The 19,686-nt window shown below is 68.2% G+C and carries 19 protein-coding genes; 10 read left to right on the top strand and 9 right to left on the bottom strand.

Annotation, left to right across the window (positions count from 1 at the left end; translation table 11 throughout):
• The 4 genes from VLF18_RS09065 to VLF18_RS09080 form a co-directional block, all read left to right on the top strand.
• A partial coding sequence (locus VLF18_RS09065; protein WP_325279302.1) for a 5'-nucleotidase occupies window positions 1-401 on the top strand: 401 nt, incomplete at its 5' end.
• Entirely contained in the window at window positions 401-1,336 is a 936-nt protein-coding gene (locus VLF18_RS09070; protein ID WP_325279303.1) for a hypothetical protein, read from the top strand. The genes VLF18_RS09065 and VLF18_RS09070, both read left to right, overlap by 1 nt.
• Before the next feature lie 95 nt (window positions 1,337-1,431).
• Window positions 1,432-1,926, top strand: a complete 495-nt coding sequence (locus VLF18_RS09075; protein ID WP_325279304.1) for a hypothetical protein — start codon at window positions 1,432-1,434, stop codon at window positions 1,924-1,926.
• 35 nt (window positions 1,927-1,961) lie between these two features.
• Window positions 1,962-2,498, top strand: a complete 537-nt coding sequence (locus VLF18_RS09080) for a hypothetical protein (RefSeq protein WP_325279305.1) — start codon at window positions 1,962-1,964, stop codon at window positions 2,496-2,498.
• A gap of 164 nt (window positions 2,499-2,662) precedes the next feature.
• Here the strand turns inward: VLF18_RS09080 and VLF18_RS09085 are convergent, their stop codons facing one another.
• Window positions 2,663-3,496, bottom strand: a complete 834-nt coding sequence (locus tag VLF18_RS09085) for a polysaccharide deacetylase family protein (protein WP_325279306.1) — start codon at window positions 3,494-3,496, stop codon at window positions 2,663-2,665.
• A gap of 227 nt (window positions 3,497-3,723) precedes the next feature.
• Between VLF18_RS09085 and VLF18_RS09090 the strand changes: the two genes are divergently transcribed.
• The 3 genes from VLF18_RS09090 (at window position 3,724) to VLF18_RS09100 (ending at window position 6,272) form a co-directional block, all read left to right on the top strand.
• A complete protein-coding gene (locus VLF18_RS09090; protein WP_325279307.1) occupies window positions 3,724-4,896 on the top strand; it encodes an acyl-CoA dehydrogenase family protein in 1,173 nt (390 codons plus the stop codon).
• A gap of 86 nt (window positions 4,897-4,982) precedes the next feature.
• Window positions 4,983-5,525 (top strand): GNAT family N-acetyltransferase, encoded by a 543-nt coding sequence (locus VLF18_RS09095; RefSeq protein WP_325279308.1) that lies wholly within the window; start codon window positions 4,983-4,985, stop codon window positions 5,523-5,525.
• A 141-nt stretch (window positions 5,526-5,666) separates the two neighbouring features.
• A complete protein-coding gene (locus VLF18_RS09100; protein WP_325279309.1) occupies window positions 5,667-6,272 on the top strand; it encodes a glutathione S-transferase family protein in 606 nt (201 codons plus the stop codon).
• A 180-nt stretch (window positions 6,273-6,452) separates the two neighbouring features.
• Here VLF18_RS09100 and VLF18_RS09105 read toward each other — a convergent pair whose 3' ends face one another.
• Complete coding sequence (locus VLF18_RS09105; RefSeq protein ID WP_325279310.1) at window positions 6,453-8,852, bottom strand: protein kinase domain-containing protein; 2,400 nt, start codon at window positions 8,850-8,852, stop codon at window positions 6,453-6,455.
• A gap of 277 nt (window positions 8,853-9,129) precedes the next feature.
• Here VLF18_RS09105 and VLF18_RS09110 point away from each other — a divergent pair, with 277 nt between their 5' ends.
• A complete protein-coding gene (locus VLF18_RS09110; protein ID WP_325279311.1) occupies window positions 9,130-11,394 on the top strand; it encodes a thiamine pyrophosphate-dependent enzyme in 2,265 nt (754 codons plus the stop codon).
• A 27-nt stretch (window positions 11,395-11,421) separates the two neighbouring features.
• Here the strand turns inward: VLF18_RS09110 and VLF18_RS09115 are convergent, their stop codons facing one another.
• Window positions 11,422-12,486 carry an MBL fold metallo-hydrolase gene (locus VLF18_RS09115; RefSeq protein WP_325279312.1) on the bottom strand — a complete coding sequence of 355 codons (1,065 nt, stop codon included), beginning with the start codon at window positions 12,484-12,486 and terminating at the stop codon, window positions 11,422-11,424.
• A gap of 206 nt (window positions 12,487-12,692) precedes the next feature.
• On the opposite strand from VLF18_RS09115, the gene VLF18_RS09120 reads away from it, so the two are divergent.
• Complete coding sequence (locus tag VLF18_RS09120) at window positions 12,693-13,598, top strand: adenylate/guanylate cyclase domain-containing protein (protein ID WP_325279313.1); 906 nt, start codon at window positions 12,693-12,695, stop codon at window positions 13,596-13,598.
• 153 nt (window positions 13,599-13,751) lie between these two features.
• On the opposite strand, the gene VLF18_RS09125 is transcribed toward VLF18_RS09120, so the two are convergent.
• Entirely contained in the window at window positions 13,752-14,825 is a 1,074-nt protein-coding gene (locus tag VLF18_RS09125; RefSeq protein ID WP_325279314.1) for a hypothetical protein, read from the bottom strand.
• Window positions 14,826-15,020: 195 nt separating this feature from the next.
• Entirely contained in the window at window positions 15,021-16,802 is a 1,782-nt protein-coding gene (locus VLF18_RS09130) for an ABC transporter ATP-binding protein/permease (protein WP_325279315.1), read from the bottom strand.
• A 131-nt stretch (window positions 16,803-16,933) separates the two neighbouring features.
• On the opposite strand from VLF18_RS09130, the gene VLF18_RS09135 reads away from it, so the two are divergent.
• The gene (locus VLF18_RS09135; protein WP_325279316.1) at window positions 16,934-17,395 is read left to right on the top strand and encodes a DUF4399 domain-containing protein; all 462 of its coding nucleotides are present in this window, start codon (window positions 16,934-16,936) and stop codon (window positions 17,393-17,395) included.
• Window positions 17,396-17,626: 231 nt separating this feature from the next.
• Here VLF18_RS09135 and VLF18_RS09140 read toward each other — a convergent pair whose 3' ends face one another.
• The 4 genes from VLF18_RS09140 to minC form a co-directional block, all read right to left on the bottom strand.
• Window positions 17,627-18,127, bottom strand: a complete 501-nt coding sequence (locus tag VLF18_RS09140) for a hypothetical protein (RefSeq protein ID WP_325279317.1) — start codon at window positions 18,125-18,127, stop codon at window positions 17,627-17,629.
• A gap of 19 nt (window positions 18,128-18,146) precedes the next feature.
• Complete coding sequence (gene minE / locus VLF18_RS09145) at window positions 18,147-18,440, bottom strand: cell division topological specificity factor MinE (protein ID WP_325279318.1); 294 nt, start codon at window positions 18,438-18,440, stop codon at window positions 18,147-18,149.
• 2 nt (window positions 18,441-18,442) lie between these two features.
• Complete coding sequence (gene minD, locus VLF18_RS09150; RefSeq protein ID WP_325279319.1) at window positions 18,443-19,255, bottom strand: septum site-determining protein MinD; 813 nt, start codon at window positions 19,253-19,255, stop codon at window positions 18,443-18,445.
• A 36-nt stretch (window positions 19,256-19,291) separates the two neighbouring features.
• Window positions 19,292-19,686, bottom strand: a 395-nt coding sequence (gene minC, locus VLF18_RS09155) for a septum site-determining protein MinC (protein WP_325279320.1), incomplete at its 5' end; no start/stop codon positions are given.

Genomic DNA, 19,686 nt, shown 5'->3' on the forward strand with positions numbered 1-19,686 from the left:
GCGACGAGTCCGAGCGCGTGTCGCAGGAACAGGGCCTCGACGCATTCCACCGTCACGAGACCGAGCACGCCGCGCATCCGCTGCCGGGCGGTCCGTTCCGCGGCTTTCTCGACGCGCTGCACCGCATCCAGAGCGCGTTTCCGCTCGAACAGTCGCCGATCCGAACGGCACTCGTCACGGCGCGTTCGGCGCCGGCGCACAAGCGCGTGATCCTGACGCTGCGCGCCTGGGGCGTGCGCATCGACGAAGCGCTGTTTCTCGGCGGCCGCGACAAAGGGCCGTTCCTCGAAGCGTTCGGCGCCGACATCTTCTTCGACGACTCGCGCAGCAACGTCGAATCGGCGCGGCGCCACGTCGCGACGGGCCACGTACCGCACGGCGTGTCGAACGAGCGGCGCTGATGCGCCGCGCCGCGATCGTCATCGCCGCGACGGTGTTGTTGCTGGTCGCGTTTCTCGTCCTGCAGCGAAGGCCGTCATCGCCGACGGCAGAACGGCGTACGGTCGAAACGGATGCCCGCAGTCCGGACGCGGCGCCGTCGCGCGCCGCCGGCCGCACGCCCTACGATCCCGCGCCGGTTGCGTCGACGCAGGCCGGCCGGCGTCCGCTTGCGCCGGCGGCAACCGAGGATTTCGCGGCCCGTCTCGCGCGGATCGAGCGCGCTGCGGCAGCGGGCGACGCCGACGCGGCGGCTGAATTGGGCGAGCTGCTGTCGCTGTGCCGCGACTACGCGCCGATGACGGCGCAGGACGTCGAAGACGCGATCGTGACCGGCATGGCCACGAACGAACCCGCGCCGTTGATCGGCGGCAAGCCCGCGTCGCCGGAATTTCTCGTGCTTCTGCAGCAGCAGGGCTATGCGGAGCTCGACCAGCACTGCGCCGGCAGCGAGCGCGTCGTGGACGCTGCCCGCGCGAAGGCAGCGCCCGACTGGCTGCAGCGCGCCGTCGAAGCGGGTCGCGTCGCGGCGATGACGAGCTATGCACGCCACGTGCTCGTGCAGGACGCGGATGCGGCGAAGGATGCCGACGCGCAAGCGCGCCGCGTTCGCGCGCTCGACTACCTCGAACGCGCCGTGCGCGCCGGCGACGCGCGCGCGCTGCAGCTGCGTGCCGACGCGCAGACTCACGGCTACGGCCTCGCGGCCGATCCGGTCGGCGCCTACGCCGATATCTACGCGTTCGCGCGCACGGAACTCGGCCGCAGCTGGCCGCCGCGGCTGATCGAGCTGTACCTGCAGGCGCTCGCGCAGCCGCTCGATGCCGCGCAGCTCGCGCAAGCGCAGCGCCGCGGCGACGCGATCTGGCGCGAATGCTGCGCGCACGGCGCGCGCTGAGTCGCGCACGCAAGCGCCTGATCAGCGGAGCCCGAAGCAGTTGTCGCTGCCGCGGCGCAATGCGACCATCGCGCGCCGACCGACCGGAACCGCGCATGAGCATCGAGGATTTCATCCACGTCACCGAAGTCGACCAGGGACCGCCGTTCGCCGAAGCGCTGTTCCGGCGCAACTACAAGGCCGCGGCGCCGGACTTTCCGCATCACGTCGTCGCATTCTGGAAGCGCGACGACGGCAGCTTCCTGCCGGTCAGCTACGTGCACTTCACCGACTGCGGCGACATTTTCCTGGCTGGTGGTGCGGCGACCGACGGCGACCTGCTGCGCGGCCTGAGCGACGCGCAGCGCGCGGCACTGAAGGACTACGGCGGCCTGATGCTCGCGACGCTGCGCTACGGCTTCGAGCGCTGGGGGCCGCGCTGCGAAGCGATCTTCACCTGCTGCGGCGATGAACGCGCACTGCGGACCACGCCGAAGCTCGGCTTCGGCGAAACCGGCATCGAGTATCTGCTCGTGCACTGGACGCGCGAACCGACCGCGCGACGGCGGCGCGAACTCGTCGCGAAGGCCCGGAGCTTCATGCCGTTCTGAGCGGCGCGTCCATTCACGACATCGGATACGACAGCATGCACACCGGCGAACATTTCGATCCGCGCGACGTCCTGCCTGCGGCGCTGCACGACTTCATCACGATCACCGAGATCGACAGCGCCGATTTCCTCGTCGCCGATCTGTTCCGGCGCAAGTTCGGGCACCCGCCGCCGAGCATCCCGCGGCATCTCGTCGGCCTGTATCGCGCGCCCGACGGCGCGCTGCACCTGGCCGGCTTCTCGCACATGATGCCGTTCGGCGACGTGTACCTGTCGGGCGGGTCCTGCAGCGACGGCGACACGACGCGGCTGATGCTGCCCGAACAGCGCGATGCGCTGCGCGCCGCCGGCGGGCTGTGGTTCTATCTGTTGAAATATGCATTCCGCAAATATGCGGGCTGCTGCGATGCGTTCTTCGGCCACTGCGGTGACAAGCGTGCGCTCGAAGTCGCGCTGGCCGCCGGCTTCGTGCAGACCGAACACGAACACGTCATCGTCAACTGGCACAAGCCGCTGCACGACAACCACAAGCGCGCGCTGGTCGCGAAGGTGCATGCGCTCGGGGCGTTTTGAGTACGGCGACTCCGTCTGCTCCGACAACGTCGGGAGAGAAGGCCCGGGAAGGGAGGCATCGGCAAGGAACCATGTCCTGTTCCGTAACTAACGGTCGAGCAATTCCAGTGCCTTGTAGTTACGGAACAGGACACTGGGGAGACACCGGCTCCCGTTCTTGCCGCCTACTCTCTGTTTGCTGCTTCAAGAATCCCCCGCAACGCCTCCGGCGAGCGCCAGTGCCAGCCGCAGATGTAGCGCGGAACGTTCCAGCGGTCCGATGCCGGTGTTGCCGGCGCGGCGCCGTCGCCGAACGCGGCGTCGAGGCCGACGGCCGGGCCGCGGCGCGGCAGCCAGTCGGTGCGCAGGAAATCGTTGACGTGGCCGAACGGGTAGCAGAACAGCCGCGGCGCATGCGGGGCGAGCTGCTGGGCGAGAAAGTGCTGCGACTGCGCGATCTCGAATTCCGCCTGCGCGTCGTCGGCGACCGCGTGGAAGTCGCCGCGCGCGAGGCCGTGCGGACCGGGGGTCGCCAGGCAGGGATGGTTGTGATCCCAGCTGTGGTTCTCGATCGCGACGAGACCGCCGTCCCGCGCGGCGCGCCACCAGCGCGACTGCATCCAGTCGCGGCCGACGAGGCATTGCTCATCCATGCGTTTGCGCGCGAACGGATCGGCGATCACGAATGACGTCAGATGCAGGTCGGGCTGGGCGCGCTCGCCGTGGCGCGCGCGGAATGCGCGCAGCGCGGAATGAAAACTGATCTGCCGCCCGTGCGTCGGATGGTCGAGATCGTCATAGTCGAAATTGCTGCCGTCGTCGCAGGTCAGCGCGACGCAGCGGCGCAGGTCGCGCTGCGTGCGGCCGAGCAGCTGGTCGACGACCCATTGCGCCGGCACGATGCGCAGACCGAGTTCGTGGATGAGCTCGAGATCCGCGGCGAACGCGACGTGGTCGTTGCCGGCATAGGCGTTGCCGTCGATGTTGACGCCGTGATACGTCAGAACCGGAACCTGCATGGCGCTCCCGCGCGAACGAGCCGGCCGGCATGATACGCAGCGCGGGGCGCGACGGCACGCATCGGTGCGATGGCGCCACGCTGGCGCCAATCTCGACGGGATCGGCGGGGCCAATCGCGGCGCGGGTGAAGTTTGCCGGGGGCGCCGCTAGAATGCCGCGCTGCCCTTCGCACAGGGCTCCCGTCGCTTCATTTCCCTTCGTTTCCCGCGCGAAATCCGGAATTTCCATGGCCGCCAGCACGCTCAATCCCTACGATCTCTACGATGTCCGCTCGATGCTGTCCGAAGAGGAAGTCATGGTGCAGGACACCGTGGCCCGCTTCACCGACGAGCGCGTGCTCCCGATCATCGGGGACTGTTTCGACAAGGGCGTGTTTCCGACCGACCTGATTCCCGAAATGGCCGAACTCGGCCTGCTCGGTTCGAGCCTGCCGACCGACTACGGCTGCGCCGGCATGAACGCCGTGAGCTACGGCCTGATCTGCCAGGAACTCGAGCGCGGCGATTCCGGCATCCGCAGCTTCGCCTCGGTGCAGTCCTCGCTCTGCATGTATCCGATCTACGCCTACGGCAGCGAAGAGCAGCGCCGCCGCTGGCTGCCCGACATGGCCGCGGGCAAGGTCATCGGCTGCTTCGGCCTCACCGAACCGCACGGCGGCTCGGATCCGGCCAATATGAAGACCAACGCGAAGCGCGACGGCGGTGACTGGATCATCAACGGCGCGAAGATGTGGATCACGAACGGCAACCTCGCGCACATCGCGATCGTCTGGGCGCAGACCGAGGAAGGCATCCAGGGCTTCATCGTCGAAAAGGGCATGCCGGGCTTCGTCGCCCAGGAAATCCACAAGAAGATGAGCCTGCGCGCGTCGGTGACGTCGGGCCTGTTCTTCGACAACGTGCGCGTGCCGGATGCGAGCCGCCTGCCGAACGTGAAGGGTCTCAAGGGACCGCTGGGCTGCCTGACGCAGGCGCGCTACGGCATCACCTGGGGACCGATCGGCGCGGCGATCGCCTGCCTGCACGAAGCGACCGAATATGCCAAGACGCGCGTGCTGTTCAACAAGCCGATCGCCGCGACGCAGAGCGTGCAGCTGAAGCTCGCCGACATGGCCCGCCGCATCACGCAGGCGCAGCTGCTGTCGCTGCAGCTCGGCCGTCTCAAGGACGCCGGCAGGATGCAGCCGACCCAGGTCTCGCTCGCGAAGTGGAACAACGTGCGCATGGCGCTCGACATCGCACGCGAAGCGCGCGACATCCTCGGCGGCGCCGGCATCACGACGGAATACAGCCCGATCCGCCACGCGCTGAACCTCGAATCGGTCATCACCTACGAAGGCACCGAGACGGTGCACCAGCTCGTGGTCGGTCGCGAACTGACCGGTATCAACGCGTTCTGATTCGGGCGCTTCTCCGTCGCGCCGGCGGCTTCGCTGCGCCGCGCTGCACCCTCGCGTTCGTTGTTCGGCAGTCGGAGCATTGACGCATGGCTGAGATCGAGCTGCAAACCGAACGTCTGCTCCTGCGCACGCCGCGCATCGAGGATCTCGATGCCTGGGCGGAATTTGCCGCGGAACCTGAGACGATGCGATTCCTCGGCGGCGTGCAGGGCCGCTCCGCCGCGTGGCGCGCAATGATGTGCATGGCGGGCTCCTGGCAACTGCAGGGCTTCGCGATGTTCTCCGTGATCGAACGCGACAGCGGCCGCTGGATGGGCCGCATCGGACCGTGGATGCCGGCCGACTGGCCCGGCACCGAAGTCGGCTGGGGACTGTCGCAGGCGGGGCAAGGCAAAGGCTATGCGGTCGAAGCGGCGACGGCGGCGATCGACTGGGCCTTCGACGCGCTGGGCTGGACCGAAGTCATTCACTGCATCGATCCCGAGAACGTCCCGTCGCAGCGCGTCGCCGAACGCCTGGGCGCGCGCAACCTGCGTCGCGTGAAACTGCCGGCGCCCTACGACACGATGACGATCGACGCCTGGGGCCAGACGCGCGAGGAATGGCGTGCGCGCAGAAGACACGGGTAGGTCGTGGTGAGCCGAAGGCGAACCGCGACATCGCGGTCGGCACGCTGACGGCAACCACCGCCGGGCGATGTTTCCGACAGGCGAAATACCTCGATGTTGGGCTTCGCCTTCGGCTCAACCCAACCTACGGAGCGTTTTCCGATGCTGACCGTCTACGGCATGAAGTCGTCCGGCAATTGCTACAAGGTGGAATTGTTGCTCGAACAGCTCGGCCGGCCGTATCGCTGGGTCGAGATCGACAGCGCGGCCGGCGAGACGCGCACGCCGCAGTACCTCGCGATGAATCTGAACGGCAAGGTGCCGCTGCTGGAAGTCGAGCCGGGCCGCTGGCTCGCCGAATCCAACGCGATCCTCTGCTATCTCGCCGACGGCACGCCGCTCTGGCCGTCGGATCCGTGGCAGCGCGCGCAAGTGCTGCAGTGGCTGTTCTTCGAGCAGTACAGCCATGAGCCCTATATCGCCGTCGCGCGCTTCATCTGCCGCTGGCTGGCCGAGGATCATCCGCGCCGCGCGGACCTGCCGCGCCTGCGCGAACGCGGTGCGCAGGCGCTGGCCGTGATGGAGCAGCATCTCGCCGAGCGGCCGTTCTTCGCAGGCAACGAATACACGATCGCCGATATCGCCTTGTTCGCGTACACGCACGCCGCGGCTGATGGCGGCTTCGATCTCGGCGGATATCCGCAGATCTGCGCCTGGCTCGATCGCGTGCGCGCGCAGCCGCAATTCGTCGCGCAGACGACTTCGTAGTTCGTAGGTTGGGTTGAGCCGCAGGCGACGCCCAACGTCGAGACGCCACGTGTGGTGTTTTGCCAGGCGCAGGAAGCGCGTTGCGGCACGGTCGGAATCGGCAGCGAAGGCATTTCTTCGGTACGGATTCTTCGAAGCGGAATCACCTCGATGTTGGGCTTCGCCTGCGGCTCAACCAACCTACGGTTTCTGCGCCTTCGCGTCCCACGCGCGTGCGGCGGGCTCCTGCTTCTGCGCGCGCTTGAGTTCGGCGAGTTTCTTCGCGACGTCGCGCGCGTCTTCGGCGTCGGCGCCCATTTCTTCCGAGCGCAGACGCCAGGCCTGCGTGAGTTCCGTCTCCGCGTCGCCGAGCTTGCCGGCGGCGAACAGGGCCTTGCCGAGCGTGAAGTGGAATTCGCCGAGAATGATGCGATTGCTCGCATAGGGTTCGCGTGCGCGGGTCACGGCTTCCCGCGCCAGCGCGACGGCTTCGGCGGGCTTGCGGTCGTCGATCAGATAGTTCGCGAGATTGTTCTGCGCGATCAGCGTGCGCAGATGATCCGGGCCGTATTTCACGAGGAAGCCGTCGTAGGCGCGGCGGTAGTACGGGCCGGATTCGGCGACCTTTCCTTGCTGGCGCAGCGCGCCGGACATGTTCAGCGCGAGCGCGAGCGTCTGCACGTGGTCGGCTCCGTAGAGCTTTTCGTAGACCGGCAGCATGCTGCGGAATTCGCGTTCGCCGTCGGCGTAGCGGCGTTGCTGCATCGCGAGGATGCCGAGGCTGTTGCGCACGCCGAGCGAGCGCGGATCGTCGACGCCGAACAGTTTCGTGTAGCCCGCGAGCACGCGGTCGTAGACCGGGCGTGCCGCGTCGTACTGGCCCGAGTCGGCGAGCACGACGCCGTAGCGGCCGAGCGCGTCGAGCGCCTTCGGATCGTCGGCGCCCGCCGTCGCGGCAAGCCCGTCGCTCGCGCGGCGCAGCGCCGTCTCGGCCGGTTTCATGTTGCCCGCGAGGTATTCGAACCAGCCGGCGGCGAGATCGGCCAGCAAGGTTGCGCGCGCGGTGTCGCCGAGCGCGCGCGCGGTGCGTTCGCGCAGCTCGCGCATGCGCGGCAGCGCTTCGTTCTCGCGGCCGTTTTCGCTGATGCTCCAGAGCAGGAAGCGTTCGGTCTCCAGCGCGGTCGCCGAGTCGGCGCCGAAACGCGCGCGCTGCCGTTCCAGCGCGCGGCCGAGGAACGCTTCGGCGTTGTCGAGCACCTGGATCGAGCGATACGCACGGCCGATCGTCGCCTCGATGTCGCCGAGCTGGGCCTCGTCGTTCGCGAGGTCGCGCTGTGCGCGCGCTGCAGCCTGATCGAGCACCTGGCGCAGCAGCGTCGTGTCGAGTCCGCGCGCCTGTTCGGGTTCGATGCCGGCGAGCACCGTCGACAGGAAATCGGCGAGGCTGCGGTTGCGCGCGGCCTCGCGCGTCGCACGCTGCGCGGCTTCCTCGGCGCGCGTGCGTTCGGCCTGTGCCTGCAGCAGCGCGAAGATCGCGGCACCCAGTCCCAGCACCAGCGCCGCGAGCACGGCCGCGCCCGCACCGATCGGCACGCGGTGCCGGCGCACGAACTTGCCGATCAGATAACGCCGCGTCGCCGGCACCGCGACGAGCGGACGGTCGGCCAGATAGTTCGACAGATCGTCGGCGAGCGCCTGTGCCGATCCGTAGCGCGCGTCGCGATCGACATCGGTCGCGTGCGCGATCACGTAACGCAGCTCGCGCGGAATCGCGCGCAGTGCCGGCAGCGACAGCCATTGCGTCGCGTCGTGATGCGTGAGGCCGGACGGCCGTTCCGTGCGCAGCACGCGCGACAGCTGGCTCGCGCCGACGCCGCGCTCGCGCAGCGCGTCGAGCGTGCCTGCCGGCGCAAGCAGCTCAAGCAGCATGACGCCGAGCGAGTACACGTCGCTGCGCACGTCGACGTTGCCGTCGACGAGCCCGCACTGCTCGGGACTCATGTACAGCGACGTGCCCGCGTATTCGCCGGTGTCGCCGCCGTGGTCGACGCCGATCGCAATGCCGAAGTCGATGATCTTCGGCACGGCGCGGCCGTCGATCAGCGGCACGAGCACGTTGCCGGGCTTGAGATCGCGATGCACGACGCCGCGCTGGTGCGCGTGGTGCGCGCCGAGCGCGATCTGGCGCAGCAGGTCAAGGCGTGCGCGCAGGTCCGGTGCGGCCTGTATGACAAAACTGTCCAGGGTCGGCCCGTCGACCCATTCCATCGCAAAGAACGGCAGCCCGTCGGGCGTCGTGCCGGCTTCGAGCACCTTGGCGATGCCCGGGTGATCCATGCGCGCGAGCGCCTGCCGTTCGACTTCGAAATAGGCCTGCGCGAGCGGGTCGGCGAAGGCGCCGCGCACGAGCTTCAGCGCGACCGGCCGCCGCACCGGTTCGATCTGGTCGGCGAGATAGACGACGCCCATGCCGCCGCGGCCGAGCAGGCCGCGGATCTGGTAGCGTCCGACGCGCTGGCCCGGCGCGAATTCCTCGCCGTCGCCGGCGGCGATGCCAGGATCGTCGGTACTGCGCCAGGTCGGATCGACCGGTGTGTTCATCTGCGCCCCCCAGCGGCGAGTCCGCTCGCCGTCGTATCGCCTATGGTGTCGCGAAACCGCGCGACGGCGGAAGGGCGCCGCACCGCCCGCGTTTGCCGGAACCTAGATCCACTGCCGCCCGAACGCAGGGGGCCGTTTGCCGGAAACCCGCGTCAGCACTGTGGTTTTGCGTGCATATCGAGTTTTCTTGCCTACGCCCTGCGGCTATTCTTGCGCCCTTTCCTCCGCCGTCTCCGGCGCGCGACCGCGCGCCGGGGCTTTGCCGACCAGGTCCGCCATGTCCGCCGCTGCACCGATTCCCGCCCGCCAGAAAATCCTCAATCGCGCCGAAGTCTGCGACCAGAACTTCGTCGAGTTCGTCCGCGACTGGGCCGGCCAGGCACGGCATCGTCCGGCCGCCGACGAGCCCGTGCTGCCCGGCAGCCTCTGCACCGCGACCGACTTCGTCGCGCTGTTCGAGTCGCAGCTGATCAGCCGGCATCTCGACCTGATGGCGCGCGTGCTGCGCGTGAAGCAGAAGGTGTTCTACACGATCGGCTCGTCGGGCCACGAAGGCAACGCGATGGTCGCGCGCCTGACGCGTCATACCGATCCGGCGTTCCTGCACTACCGCTCCGGCGGTTTCATGGCCGAACGCTTCCGCAAGCTGCCGGGCATGGATCCGATCATGGACTCGGCGCTGTCCTTCGCCGCGAGCAAGGACGACCCGGCCTCGGGCGGCCGACACAAGGTCTGGGGGTCCAAGCCGCTCTGGGTGCTGCCGCAGACCTCGACGATCGCCTCGCATCTGCCCAAGGCGCTCGGCACCGCCGTCGCGATCGAACAGGCGCGCCGCATCGGTCACAAGCTGCCGGTGCCGGACGATTCGATCACGATCTGTTCGTTCGGCGACGCTTCCGCCAACCACGCGACCGCGCAGACCGCGTTCAACACGGCGCAGTGGACCGCATACCAGAAGCTGCCGGCCCCCGTGCTGTATGTCTGCGAGGACAACGGCATCGGCATCTCGGTGAAGACGCCGACCGACTGGATCGCCGCGAGCTTCAGCGGCCGGCGCGATCTCGATTATTTCTACGCGAACGGCCTCGACGTCGCCGAAGGCTACGAGCAGGTGGCCCGCGCCGTTTACCACTGCCGCACGACGCGCCGCCCGACCTTCCTGCACCTGCGCACGACGCGCATCATGGGGCACGCGGGCACCGACTTCGAGATCGAGTGGCGCAGCGTCGAGGAACTCATGGCCGTGGAAGCAACCGATCCGCTGCTGCGCTCGGCCGCGATCGCGCTCGAATCCGGCCTGTACTCCAAGGACACGCTGCTCGCGAAGTACGAATCGGTGCGGCAGAAATGCTTCGCCGCCGCCGAGGAAGCCGATCGCCGGCCGAAGCTGACCGATCTCGCCGAAGTCATTGCGCCGCTCGCGCCGTATCACCCGAACCAGGTCAACGTCGAAGCCAAGCGCGCCGACTACGCCGAGAAGCGCCTCGCCGTGTTCGGTGGCGACGAGAAACTGCCCGAGAAGCAGGCGCCGCGTCATCTGGCCATCCAGATCAACAACGCGCTGCACGACCTGTTCTGCAAGTATCCCGAGACGCTGCTGTTCGGCGAGGACGTCGCGCAGAAGGGCGGCGTCTACACGGTGACCAAGGGCCTGCAGAAGGCGTTCAAGGGCAACCGCGTGTTCAACACGCTGCTCGACGAGACCATGATCCTCGGCCTCGCCCAGGGCTACGCGAACATGGGCATGCTGCCGCTGCCCGAGATCCAGTATCTCGCCTATTTCCACAATGCCTGCGACCAGATCCGCGGCGAGGCCTGCTCGCTGCAGTTCTTCTCCAACGGCCAGTACCGCAACCCGATGGTCATGCGCATCGCGTCGCTCGGGTATCAGAAGGGATTCGGCGGACATTTCCACAACGACACATCGATCACTGCGCTGCGCGACATCCCGGGCCTCGTCGTCGGCTGCCCGAGCCGCGGCGACGACGCGGCGATGATGCTGCGCACGCTGACCGCGCTCGCGAAGATCGACGGCCGCGTCTGCGCGTTCCTCGAACCGATCGCGCTGTACATGACCAAGGATCTCTACGAAGCCGGCGACGGCCTCTGGCAGACCAGCTATCCGTCGCCCGACCAGCACATCGCGCTCGGCGAGGAACGCGTCTACGAACCGGGCGCAAGGGATCTCGTGATCTTCTGCTACGGCAACACCGTGCCGATGAGCCTGCGCGCGGCGAAGGCGCTGGAAAAGAGCCGCGGCTGGAAGACCCGCGTCGTCGACCTGCGCTGGCTGCAGCCGCTGAACGAAGCCGCGATCGCGCGCCACGCCGGCGACTGCGCGCGCATCGTCGTCGCCGATGAAGGCCGGCGCAGCGCCGGCGTCGGCGAAGGCATCGTCACCGCGATCGTCGAAGCCGGTCATGGCGGCAAGCCGCTCAGGCGCGTCGTCGGTGTCGATACCTATACGCCGCTCGCGGGGGCTGCGTTTCTCGTGTTGCCGTCGGATGAAGAACTCGTGGCGGCGGCGGAAAGCCTCGCCTGACGAAACGTCCGCGCCGTTGACGGCGGGTCAGCGCGCGGCCGCATTCCACGCCGACACGAACGCCGGCGCCGCGACGTACATGCGAAACAGCGCGCTGCGTACGGGCGAGTCGCCGGCGAAGCGGCGGTGCCAGTCGTCGAGCTTGACCGCCTTGCGCGCGGCGTCGAGATCGAGGCCCCTGGCGCGCAGTTCGCGCGCCTGACGCGCGATGTCGGCGAACAGGCCGCGCATCTGCGTGATGTAGCCGGTGTCGCGCAGCACCGGGCCGTGGCCCGGCACGACCGCGGCGGGTTTGAGTGCGAGCAGCGCGTCGAGTGCGGCCGGCCAGTCGTTCACATGCGACTGGTCGCTGCCGACGAGCGGCACGGGCCAGACCACGAGGTCGCCGCTCGCAAGAATGCGTTCCTGCGGCAGCCAGACGACGAGATCGGCCTCGGTGTGGCCGCGGCCGACGCGGCGGATCTCGATGCGCCGCGTGCCGCGCTGCAGGATCAGATCGCCGGCGGCGCCGAGGTCGGGCAGCACGTCGGGCGTGCCTGGCACGACCTTCATGTAGTCCGCGACGAGCGCGATGTCGCTCGCATAGCTCGTGCGTTCCTCGTCGCTGATCGGCGCGCCGGCGAGGTTCTTGCCGGCGTCGAGCTGCTTGCGCATCTGCGCGGCCGCTTGCGGCGCGCCGGCGATCATGCCGGCGCGGTTCTTTGCGCCGGTGCCCGGCAGGTAGTCGCGCAGGCTCGGATGGGCAATGAACTGCGCATCGGGCCAGGCCTTGCGCCACTGCGCGTTGCCGATCACGTGGTCGTCGTGCCAGTGCGTGTTGACGACGTAGCGCACCGGCTTGTCGGTCAGTCCCTTCAGCGCGGCGATGAGGTCGGCCGTGGCCTCGGGTGCGTCGACGACGATGACGTCCTCATCGTTGACGATGAACAGGCAGTTCGCGTCGACCATGAGTCCCGGCGGGTCGGTGCGGACGGCCGCGTGCACGCCCGGTGCGAGTGTCTCGATGCGGAAGCCGGGCGCCGCTTCGGCGGTGGCTGCGGCACTGACCAGCAACAGGGCAGGGGCAAGCAGGTAGGCCAGGACTGCGCGCATCGTCGTCTCCTCGTGATGGCGCACGATCGCGGTTGGCGCGGCTTCACGGCAAGGCCGTCGCGTCGCAACCGCTGCGCGTTGGCGTAGGCCGGACGGCAGGGGCGGAACGCGGCGATCGGGCCTCCGCACCGGCTCGCGCCGGAAGGGTCTGTGCGGGAGTCGGCAGTTCTGGAGCCGCTTCGGCGAATCGCCTATGATCCGGCCAGATGAGTCAGCGCCAGCCCCTCACCATCCTGTTCGCCGATGTCTCCGGCAGCACGAAGCTGTTCGAGACGCGCGGCGACGAAGCAGCACGCCGCATCGTTGCCGGTGTGTTGCACGTCCTGGGCGAAATCACGCAGCGCCACGGCGGCCGCCTCATCAAGACGATCGGCGACGAAGTCATGTGCACGTTCCCGGGGGCGCTCAACGGCCTGCTCGCGGCGACCGACATGCAGAAGCGCGTCTCGACCGATCCGGCCTTCATCCGCGACAACCTCGGCATCCGCGTCGGCCTGCACCACGGCGACACGCTCGTCGAGGAAACCGACGTCTACGGCGACGCCGTGAACACGGCCGCACGCATGGCATCGCTGGCCAAGCGCGAACAGATCGTGACGACGGCATCGACGGTCAGCGGCGTGACGAACACCGGCCCGCTGCGCACGCGCTCCCTCGGCACGGCGCGCGTGTCCGGCAAGCTCCAGCCGATCGAGATCGTCGACGTCATGTGGCAGGACGACACCTCGAACGTGACGACCGTGCAGCGCGTCGTGAAGCTCGTCGAGGCGCAGCAGCGCAAGGCGCGCCTGCTGCTGCGCTATCGCGGGCAGTCGATCGAACTCGACGAACTCGCGCCGCCGTTCTCGCTGGGCCGCGAAGCGAGCAACAATCTCATGGTCGATGCGGAGTGGGTCTCGCGCACGCACGCGACCATCGAGTACAAGCGCGGCTACTGGGTCATCGGCGACCGCTCGACGAACGGCACCTGGGTGCGCCTCGGCGAAGCCGACGAACTGCGCCTGCATCGCGACGAAATCCAGCTGCGCTGCAAGGCCGGCACGATCAGCCTCGGCCAGGAAACCGCGTTGAATCCGGATTACGTGCTGCAGTTTCAATGCGTCGAGGCATGACGTAGGGCGCGATAACCGAAGGGCATTGCGCCGACTGCCGCGCATTGCGCCGCGCGTCAAAACAAGCCAACAAGAAAAAGATTCGGTGCAATGCCCTCCGGGCATTGCGCATTCATTCGGCGCAATGCCCGTTGGTTATTGCGCCCTACGTATTCACCGCGCGAACGGATTGCGCAGTCTGCCGCGCCCGTCGTTCGGCTCGTAGCGGCCGCGATCGTTCTCGACGAAGCCGACCGCCGTGTACGCGTTGACGTAGTCGACGACGTCGGGCAGTGCGGCGCCGCTGGCTTCGGCGATTTCTTCGAGGCTCGCGAAGTCCTTCATCATGAACGTGCCGATACGGAAATGCTTCGTGAACTCGCGTTCGCTCTGCGGATAGCGCGCGAGCTTGAAGCGTGCGGCGCGGTCGAGTTCAGGCAGCAGCTCGCCCTGCGAGCGATTCAGCACGAAGAACCACAGCAGACGCGAAAACGGCTGCGCCGTCGCGCTGCCTTTGGCGGCGGCGAATTCGCCGGCGTTGAGCAGCTGCCAGTCGCCGAGCGTCAACGTGCGCGTGCAGTGCGGCACGAGCGCACGCAGGCCCGTCGCGCTGCTGTACCAGCTCTGCGCCGCGGGATCGAGCAGCAGATCGGGCGCTCCGGCGGTCACGAGACGCGCGGGTCCCGGCAGGCTGATGCCGGTCAGGAAATCGGCCAGCATGAGTTCGCGCGGCGGTGCGGCGGGAGCCGGCGGCGGAGGCGGCGGTGCGGCGACCGGTGCCGGGCGCGGCGGTGCGGGCCGCGGCGCCTCGACCGGGGCTTCGGCGCGCGGTGCGGGCGCGGGCGTTGCGACACGCTGCGGGCGGGCATCGCCGGGACGGAATTCGCTGGCGTAGCTGTCGCGTTCGACCGGCGCCGCGGCGGCCTGCGGCGCCGCGCCCGAAGGCAGGTTGAACATCAGCAGCAGTTTGACGATGCCTTCGAGACTCAGCGGACGGCCGAGCAGCAGATCGGATTCGCGGGCCGAGTCGCGCCCGGTGAAGGCTGCCGTGCGCTTGCCGGCGCCGTTGGCCTTGAGCCACGCCATGTGGCCGAACACGGAATCGACGTCGACGACGACGAGATCCGCGTCGCGTTCATTGCTGACTTCCCAGCTCTGGCGCAGGCGTTGAGCCGCCGCGCCGAGCAGGTTGCGGAAGTCGTTTTCTTCGTCCGCGGTCGCGCCGACGAGCGCGATCTTGTAGGCCATTGAAGGCTCCCCCTGAGCGTGCCGCGGTCCTGGGCTGGCCCGGGCGGATGGCGTTGATGTTGCAGCCATTGTCGCGAACGATGCCGGGTCGTCAACTGCTGCGCGTCATGTCCCGGCGACAAAACCTGCGCTGCCGGATCGCCGTGCACTCCGGCCTGCGCCGCGACACTGTCGCGGCCGGTCCGGCGGCGGAGTTCACGCCGCGGCGGCCGGAGCGGTCTCGTTCTGCTGCATCGCCCAGAGCGCGGCGTAGCGGCCGCCCGCGGCGAGCAGCGTCGCATGGTCGCCGCGCTCGACGATTCGGCCGTGCTCGAGCACGAGGATTTCGTCGGCGTCGATGATCGTCGAGAGCCGGTGCGCGATGACCAGCGTCGTGCGGTTGCGCGCGATGTCCTCGAGTTCGGCCTGGATGACCTTTTCCGTTCGCGTGTCGAGCGCGCTCGTCGCTTCGTCGAACACGAGCAGCGCCGGGTTCTTCAGCAGCGTGCGCGCGATCGCGACGCGCTGCTTTTCGCCGCCGGACAGCTTGAGCCCACGCTCGCCGACCGCGCTGTCGTAGCCCTGCGGCAGCGATTCGATGAAGTCGTGGACGTGTGCCGACTTCGCCGCGGCGATGACTTCCTCGCGCGTCGCGTTCGGGCGGCCGTAGGCGATGTTGTAATAGATCGTGTCGTTGAACAGCACGGTGTCCTGAGGAACGATGCCGATGGCCGCGCGCAGCGAGTCCTGCGTCACGCTGCGGATGTCCTGCCCGTCGATGAGGATGCGTCCGCCGCTGACGTCATAGAAGCGGTACAGCAGCCGCGCGAGCGTCGACTTGCCCGCGCCGGTGGTGCCGACGACCGCGACGGTCTTGCCGGCCGGAATGCAGAAGTCGACCTCGCGCAGGATCGGGCGCGCCGGGTCGTAGTGAAAATCGACCTTTTCGAAGCGCAGCTCGGCGCCGCGCACGGCGAGCGGACCTGCGCCCGGCGCGTCGCTGACTTCCTGCGCCTCGTCGAGCAGCGCGTACATGCGCTGGATGTTCGACAGCGCCTGCTTGACCTCGCGATAGACCATGCCGAGGTAGTTCAGCGGAATCGACAGCTGGATCAGGAACGCGTTGACCAGGACGAGATCGCCGAGCGCCATGCGGCCGTCGGCGACGCCGACGGTTGCGCGCCAGAGCAGCAGCGTCAATCCCAGAGCGACTATGCCGGCCTGGCCGATGTTGAGCACGGCCAGGGTCTTCAGGCTCTTCACGGTCGCGTCTTCGAGCTTCACGAGACTGCCGTCGAAGCGGCGCTGTTCGTGATCCTCGTTGTTGAAGTATTTGACCGTCTCGTAGTTCAGCAGCGAATCGACGTTGCGCGCGTTGGCCTCGGTGTCGGCCTCGTTCGCGGCGCGGTAATAGCGCAGGCGCCACTCGGTCACGGCGAAGGTGAAGGCGATGTACGACACCAGCGTCGCGAGCGTGATGACGGTGAAGGTCCAGTCGTAGCGCACGATCAGGATCGCGCTGACGACGACGACCTCGAACAGCGTCGGCAGGATCGTGTAGAGGGTCCAGTCCAGAAGATCCGCGATCGCGGTCATGCCGCGCTCGACGTCGCGCGCGACGCCGCCGGTCTTGCGGTCGAGATGAAAGCGCAGGCTCAGCGCATGAAGATGTCGGAATACCTTCAGCGTGACGACGCGCGAGGTGCGCGCGAGCACGCGCGCGAACACGATCGAGCGCAATTCCTGGAACAGCGACGAGGCCAGGCGCAGCGCGCCGTAGGCGACGAGCGGGACCAGCGGCAGCAGCAGCAGGCTCGGCGCGACGTCGAGCCGGTCGATGATCTCCTTCAGCGAAATCGGCACGGCGATCGTCGCGAGTTTCGCCGCGACGAGAAAGCCGAGTGCGAGCAGCACGCGCCCGCGGTAGGGCCAGACCTGCGGCAGCATCAGGCGCAGGGTCGCGAAGATCGATCGGTCGGCGGCGGCAGGTGTGGTCATGGAGTACGGGCGCAGGCGGGACCGGCTGCAGATGGGGCCGCGGCGGCGCCGATCAATCGCCGCCGCCGCAAGGAGAGGCGGCACCGTGCGGAGTATGATCGAGCGCCTTCCCCTGAACCGAGGTTCCTGCGATGACGCATCGATTCCTGCTCGCAGCCGTGCTGCTGTTCGCCGCGACGGCACAGGCGCAACAGCCGGCCGCCAGGCCCGAGCCAGCCAAGGCTGCCGCGCTGCCGCGCACGGCCGCCACCGCCGGCGCGGAACTCTACTTCGTCAGTCCCGCCGACGGCGCCACGGTCGACAAGACCTTCACCGTGCGTTTCGGCCTCAAGGGCATGGGCGTCGCGCCGGCCGGCGTGACGACGGAAAAAACCGGCCACCACCACCTGCTGATCGACATGGCCGAGCTGCCGCCGATGAATCAGCCGCTGCCCAACGACGACAAGCACAAGCACTTCGGCGGCGGCCAGACCGAAACGACGCTGACCCTGCCGCCCGGCAAGCACACCCTGCAGCTCGTGCTCGGCGATGCGCTGCACATCCCGTTCGATCCGCCGATTCTGTCGCCGAGGATTACGGTGACGGTGAAGTAGGCGGACAGGGTTTCGACGCCACAAAGTGGCAGAACGGAAAAATAGCATCTGCTGCAATCGGCGATGCGGGGAGCGTGCGGCGTCGCCTGCACTGCTTCTCCCCTCATGCAACCCTCTCCGGCCGGTTGGGCGTTCGGGGCGTCAGAGCCTGCTCTGAGCGACGCCCCGCCCCGCCGCCCAAGCGTACTGGGGGGAGAGGGCTTCAACGCTCCCTCTTTGCCGGCTCGCGCTTCACACCGGCAACAACGCGCGCTCGACGAGCCACTCCCGTGCATCGTCCGCATCCCGCTCGAACCATGCACGCGTCGAGCCGAGCCGGTAGGTGTAGCCCCAGGCATCCATGTCGCGCATGAGCCGCTCGCTGCCGACGCCGGGCAGCGCGGCGGCGAACACGATCTGGAGGTAGCAGGTCGCGTCTTCCTCGGCGACCGAGTCGGTCGCATCGGTGTGGACGGCGGCGCGGCGTTCGGGCGGCTGCACGATCAGGTGACAGGCTTCGTGCAGTGCGGAGTGCACGGGAGTGTCGCCGCGCACGTAGACGCGGTGGCCGATGAGGCCCGCCTCGGGCTCGCCCCAGTAGCTGCCGGGAATCGGCTCGCCGTCGGCGACGACGACGAGATCGAGCGCATGCGCGGCGAGCAGCGCGCGCAGCGGCGCAATGTCGATCGCGGCGAGCGTCAGCACACTCGCCGTCGAATCCGCCTCGCTGCGCGGGACCGTGTCGTCGGCCATATCGCCCGGCAGTGCTCGATCAGGCTTCGCGTGCCGCCGCCGCCGCGGCGGCCGCGGCTTCGTTCTTGTCCGGCAAGGTGACCGTGAGGTCGAGTACTTCGTGGTCGCCGTCGCGTTTGACCTGGATGTCGATCGCATCCTGGTCGACGTTGACGTATTTGCGGATGACTTCGAGCAGCTCTCGGCGCAGCAGGGGCAGATAATCCGGACTGCCGCGCGCGCTGCGTTCCTGCGCGACGATGATGCGCAGGCGTTCCTTGGCGATGCTCGCGGTCTGCTTCGGGCTGCCGCGCAGGAAATCGAACAGGCCCATGCTCAGCTCCCGAACAGTCGCGACAGGATGCCTTTCTTCGGTGCTTCGAGGAATCGCATCGGGCGCGTTTCGCCGAGCAGGCGCGCGACGGCATCGTCGTAGGCATGGCCGGCATTGGAGGCTTCGTCGAGGATGACCGGCACGCCGGCGTTGGACGCGGCGAGCACGCCTTCGGACTCGGGGATGACGCCGAGCACTTCGATGCCGAGGATTTCCTTGACGTCGTCGATGCTCATCATGTCGCCGGCAGCGACGCGCGCCGGGTTGTAGCGCGTCAGCAGCAGGTGCTGCGCGACCGGTTCGCCGCCGGCTTCGGCGCGCCGGGTCTTGGACGACAGCAGGCCGAGGATGCGGTCGGAGTCGCGCACCGAAGAGACTTCCGGGTTCACCACGACGATCGCGCGGTCGGCGAAATACATCGCGAGGAACGCGCCTTTCTCGATGCCGGCCGGCGAGTCGCAGACGACGTAGTCGAAGCCGTCGTCCTTCAGTTCGTTGAGGACGCGCTCGACGCCTTCCTTGGTCAGCGCGTCCTTGTCGCGCGTCTGCGACGCGGCGAGCACGTACAGCGTCTCGTAGCGCTTGTCCTTGATCAGCGCCTGCTTCAACGTGCATTCCTGATGGATCACGTTGACGAAGTCGTACACGACGCGGCGCTCGCAGCCCATGATCAGGTCGAGGTTGCGCAGGCCGACGTCGAAGTCGATCACGGCGACTTTCTTGCCGTGCTTGGCCAGTCCCACGGCAACCGACGCGCTGGACGTGGTCTTGCCGACGCCGCCCTTGCCGGAGGTGATGACGATGAATTCAGTCAAGTTGCTCTCTCCACAATGGCTCTTGTTGCTTTATCGCTACGAGCCGAGCCTGGCCAGCAGCAGCTTCTCCCCCTCCAGCCAGACCTGCACGGGCTTGCCGCGCAGATCGGCCGGGATGTCTTCGAATACGCGGTAGTGCCCCGCGATCGATACGAGTTCGGCCTGGAAATCCTGGCAGAAGATGCGCGCCGCTGTGTCGCCCTGGGCGCCGGCGATCGCCTTGCCGCGCAGCGCCGCATAGACGTGGATCGACCCGTCGGCGATGACTTCGGCGCCGTGGCCGACGACCGCCGTGATCACGAGTTCGGTGCCGCGCGCATAGACCTGCTGGCCCGAGCGCACCGGCAGGGATTGCAGCATGCCGGCGCCGCGGACCGCGCTCGGCGGCGGAGGCGTCGCACGCGGCGTTGCGGCGGCGGGTTCTGCCTGCG

Source organism: Tahibacter sp., from assembly GCF_035481375.1.
Taxonomy (GTDB): Bacteria; Pseudomonadota; Gammaproteobacteria; order Xanthomonadales; family Rhodanobacteraceae; genus Tahibacter.

Excerpts from the sequence above, each read along its gene's own strand:
- VLF18_RS09070 (WP_325279303.1), top strand. The coding sequence starts at position 401 with ATGCGCCGCGCCGCGATCGTCATCGCCGCGACGGTGTTGTTGCTGGTC.
- VLF18_RS09075 (WP_325279304.1), top strand. The coding sequence starts at position 1,432 with ATGAGCATCGAGGATTTCATCCACGTCACCGAAGTCGACCAGGGACCG.
- VLF18_RS09080 (WP_325279305.1), top strand. The coding sequence starts at position 1,962 with ATGCACACCGGCGAACATTTCGATCCGCGCGACGTCCTGCCTGCGGCG.
- VLF18_RS09085 (WP_325279306.1), bottom strand. The coding sequence starts at position 3,496 with ATGCAGGTTCCGGTTCTGACGTATCACGGCGTCAACATCGACGGCAAC.
- VLF18_RS09090 (WP_325279307.1), top strand. The coding sequence starts at position 3,724 with ATGGCCGCCAGCACGCTCAATCCCTACGATCTCTACGATGTCCGCTCG.
- VLF18_RS09095 (WP_325279308.1), top strand. The coding sequence starts at position 4,983 with ATGGCTGAGATCGAGCTGCAAACCGAACGTCTGCTCCTGCGCACGCCG.
- VLF18_RS09100 (WP_325279309.1), top strand. The coding sequence starts at position 5,667 with ATGCTGACCGTCTACGGCATGAAGTCGTCCGGCAATTGCTACAAGGTG.
- VLF18_RS09105 (WP_325279310.1), bottom strand. The coding sequence starts at position 8,852 with ATGAACACACCGGTCGATCCGACCTGGCGCAGTACCGACGATCCTGGC.
- VLF18_RS09110 (WP_325279311.1), top strand. The coding sequence starts at position 9,130 with ATGTCCGCCGCTGCACCGATTCCCGCCCGCCAGAAAATCCTCAATCGC.
- VLF18_RS09115 (WP_325279312.1), bottom strand. The coding sequence starts at position 12,486 with ATGCGCGCAGTCCTGGCCTACCTGCTTGCCCCTGCCCTGTTGCTGGTC.
- VLF18_RS09120 (WP_325279313.1), top strand. The coding sequence starts at position 12,693 with ATGAGTCAGCGCCAGCCCCTCACCATCCTGTTCGCCGATGTCTCCGGC.
- VLF18_RS09125 (WP_325279314.1), bottom strand. The coding sequence starts at position 14,825 with ATGGCCTACAAGATCGCGCTCGTCGGCGCGACCGCGGACGAAGAAAAC.
- VLF18_RS09130 (WP_325279315.1), bottom strand. The coding sequence starts at position 16,802 with ATGACCACACCTGCCGCCGCCGACCGATCGATCTTCGCGACCCTGCGC.
- VLF18_RS09135 (WP_325279316.1), top strand. The coding sequence starts at position 16,934 with ATGACGCATCGATTCCTGCTCGCAGCCGTGCTGCTGTTCGCCGCGACG.
- VLF18_RS09140 (WP_325279317.1), bottom strand. The coding sequence starts at position 18,127 with ATGGCCGACGACACGGTCCCGCGCAGCGAGGCGGATTCGACGGCGAGT.
- minE (WP_325279318.1), bottom strand. The coding sequence starts at position 18,440 with ATGGGCCTGTTCGATTTCCTGCGCGGCAGCCCGAAGCAGACCGCGAGC.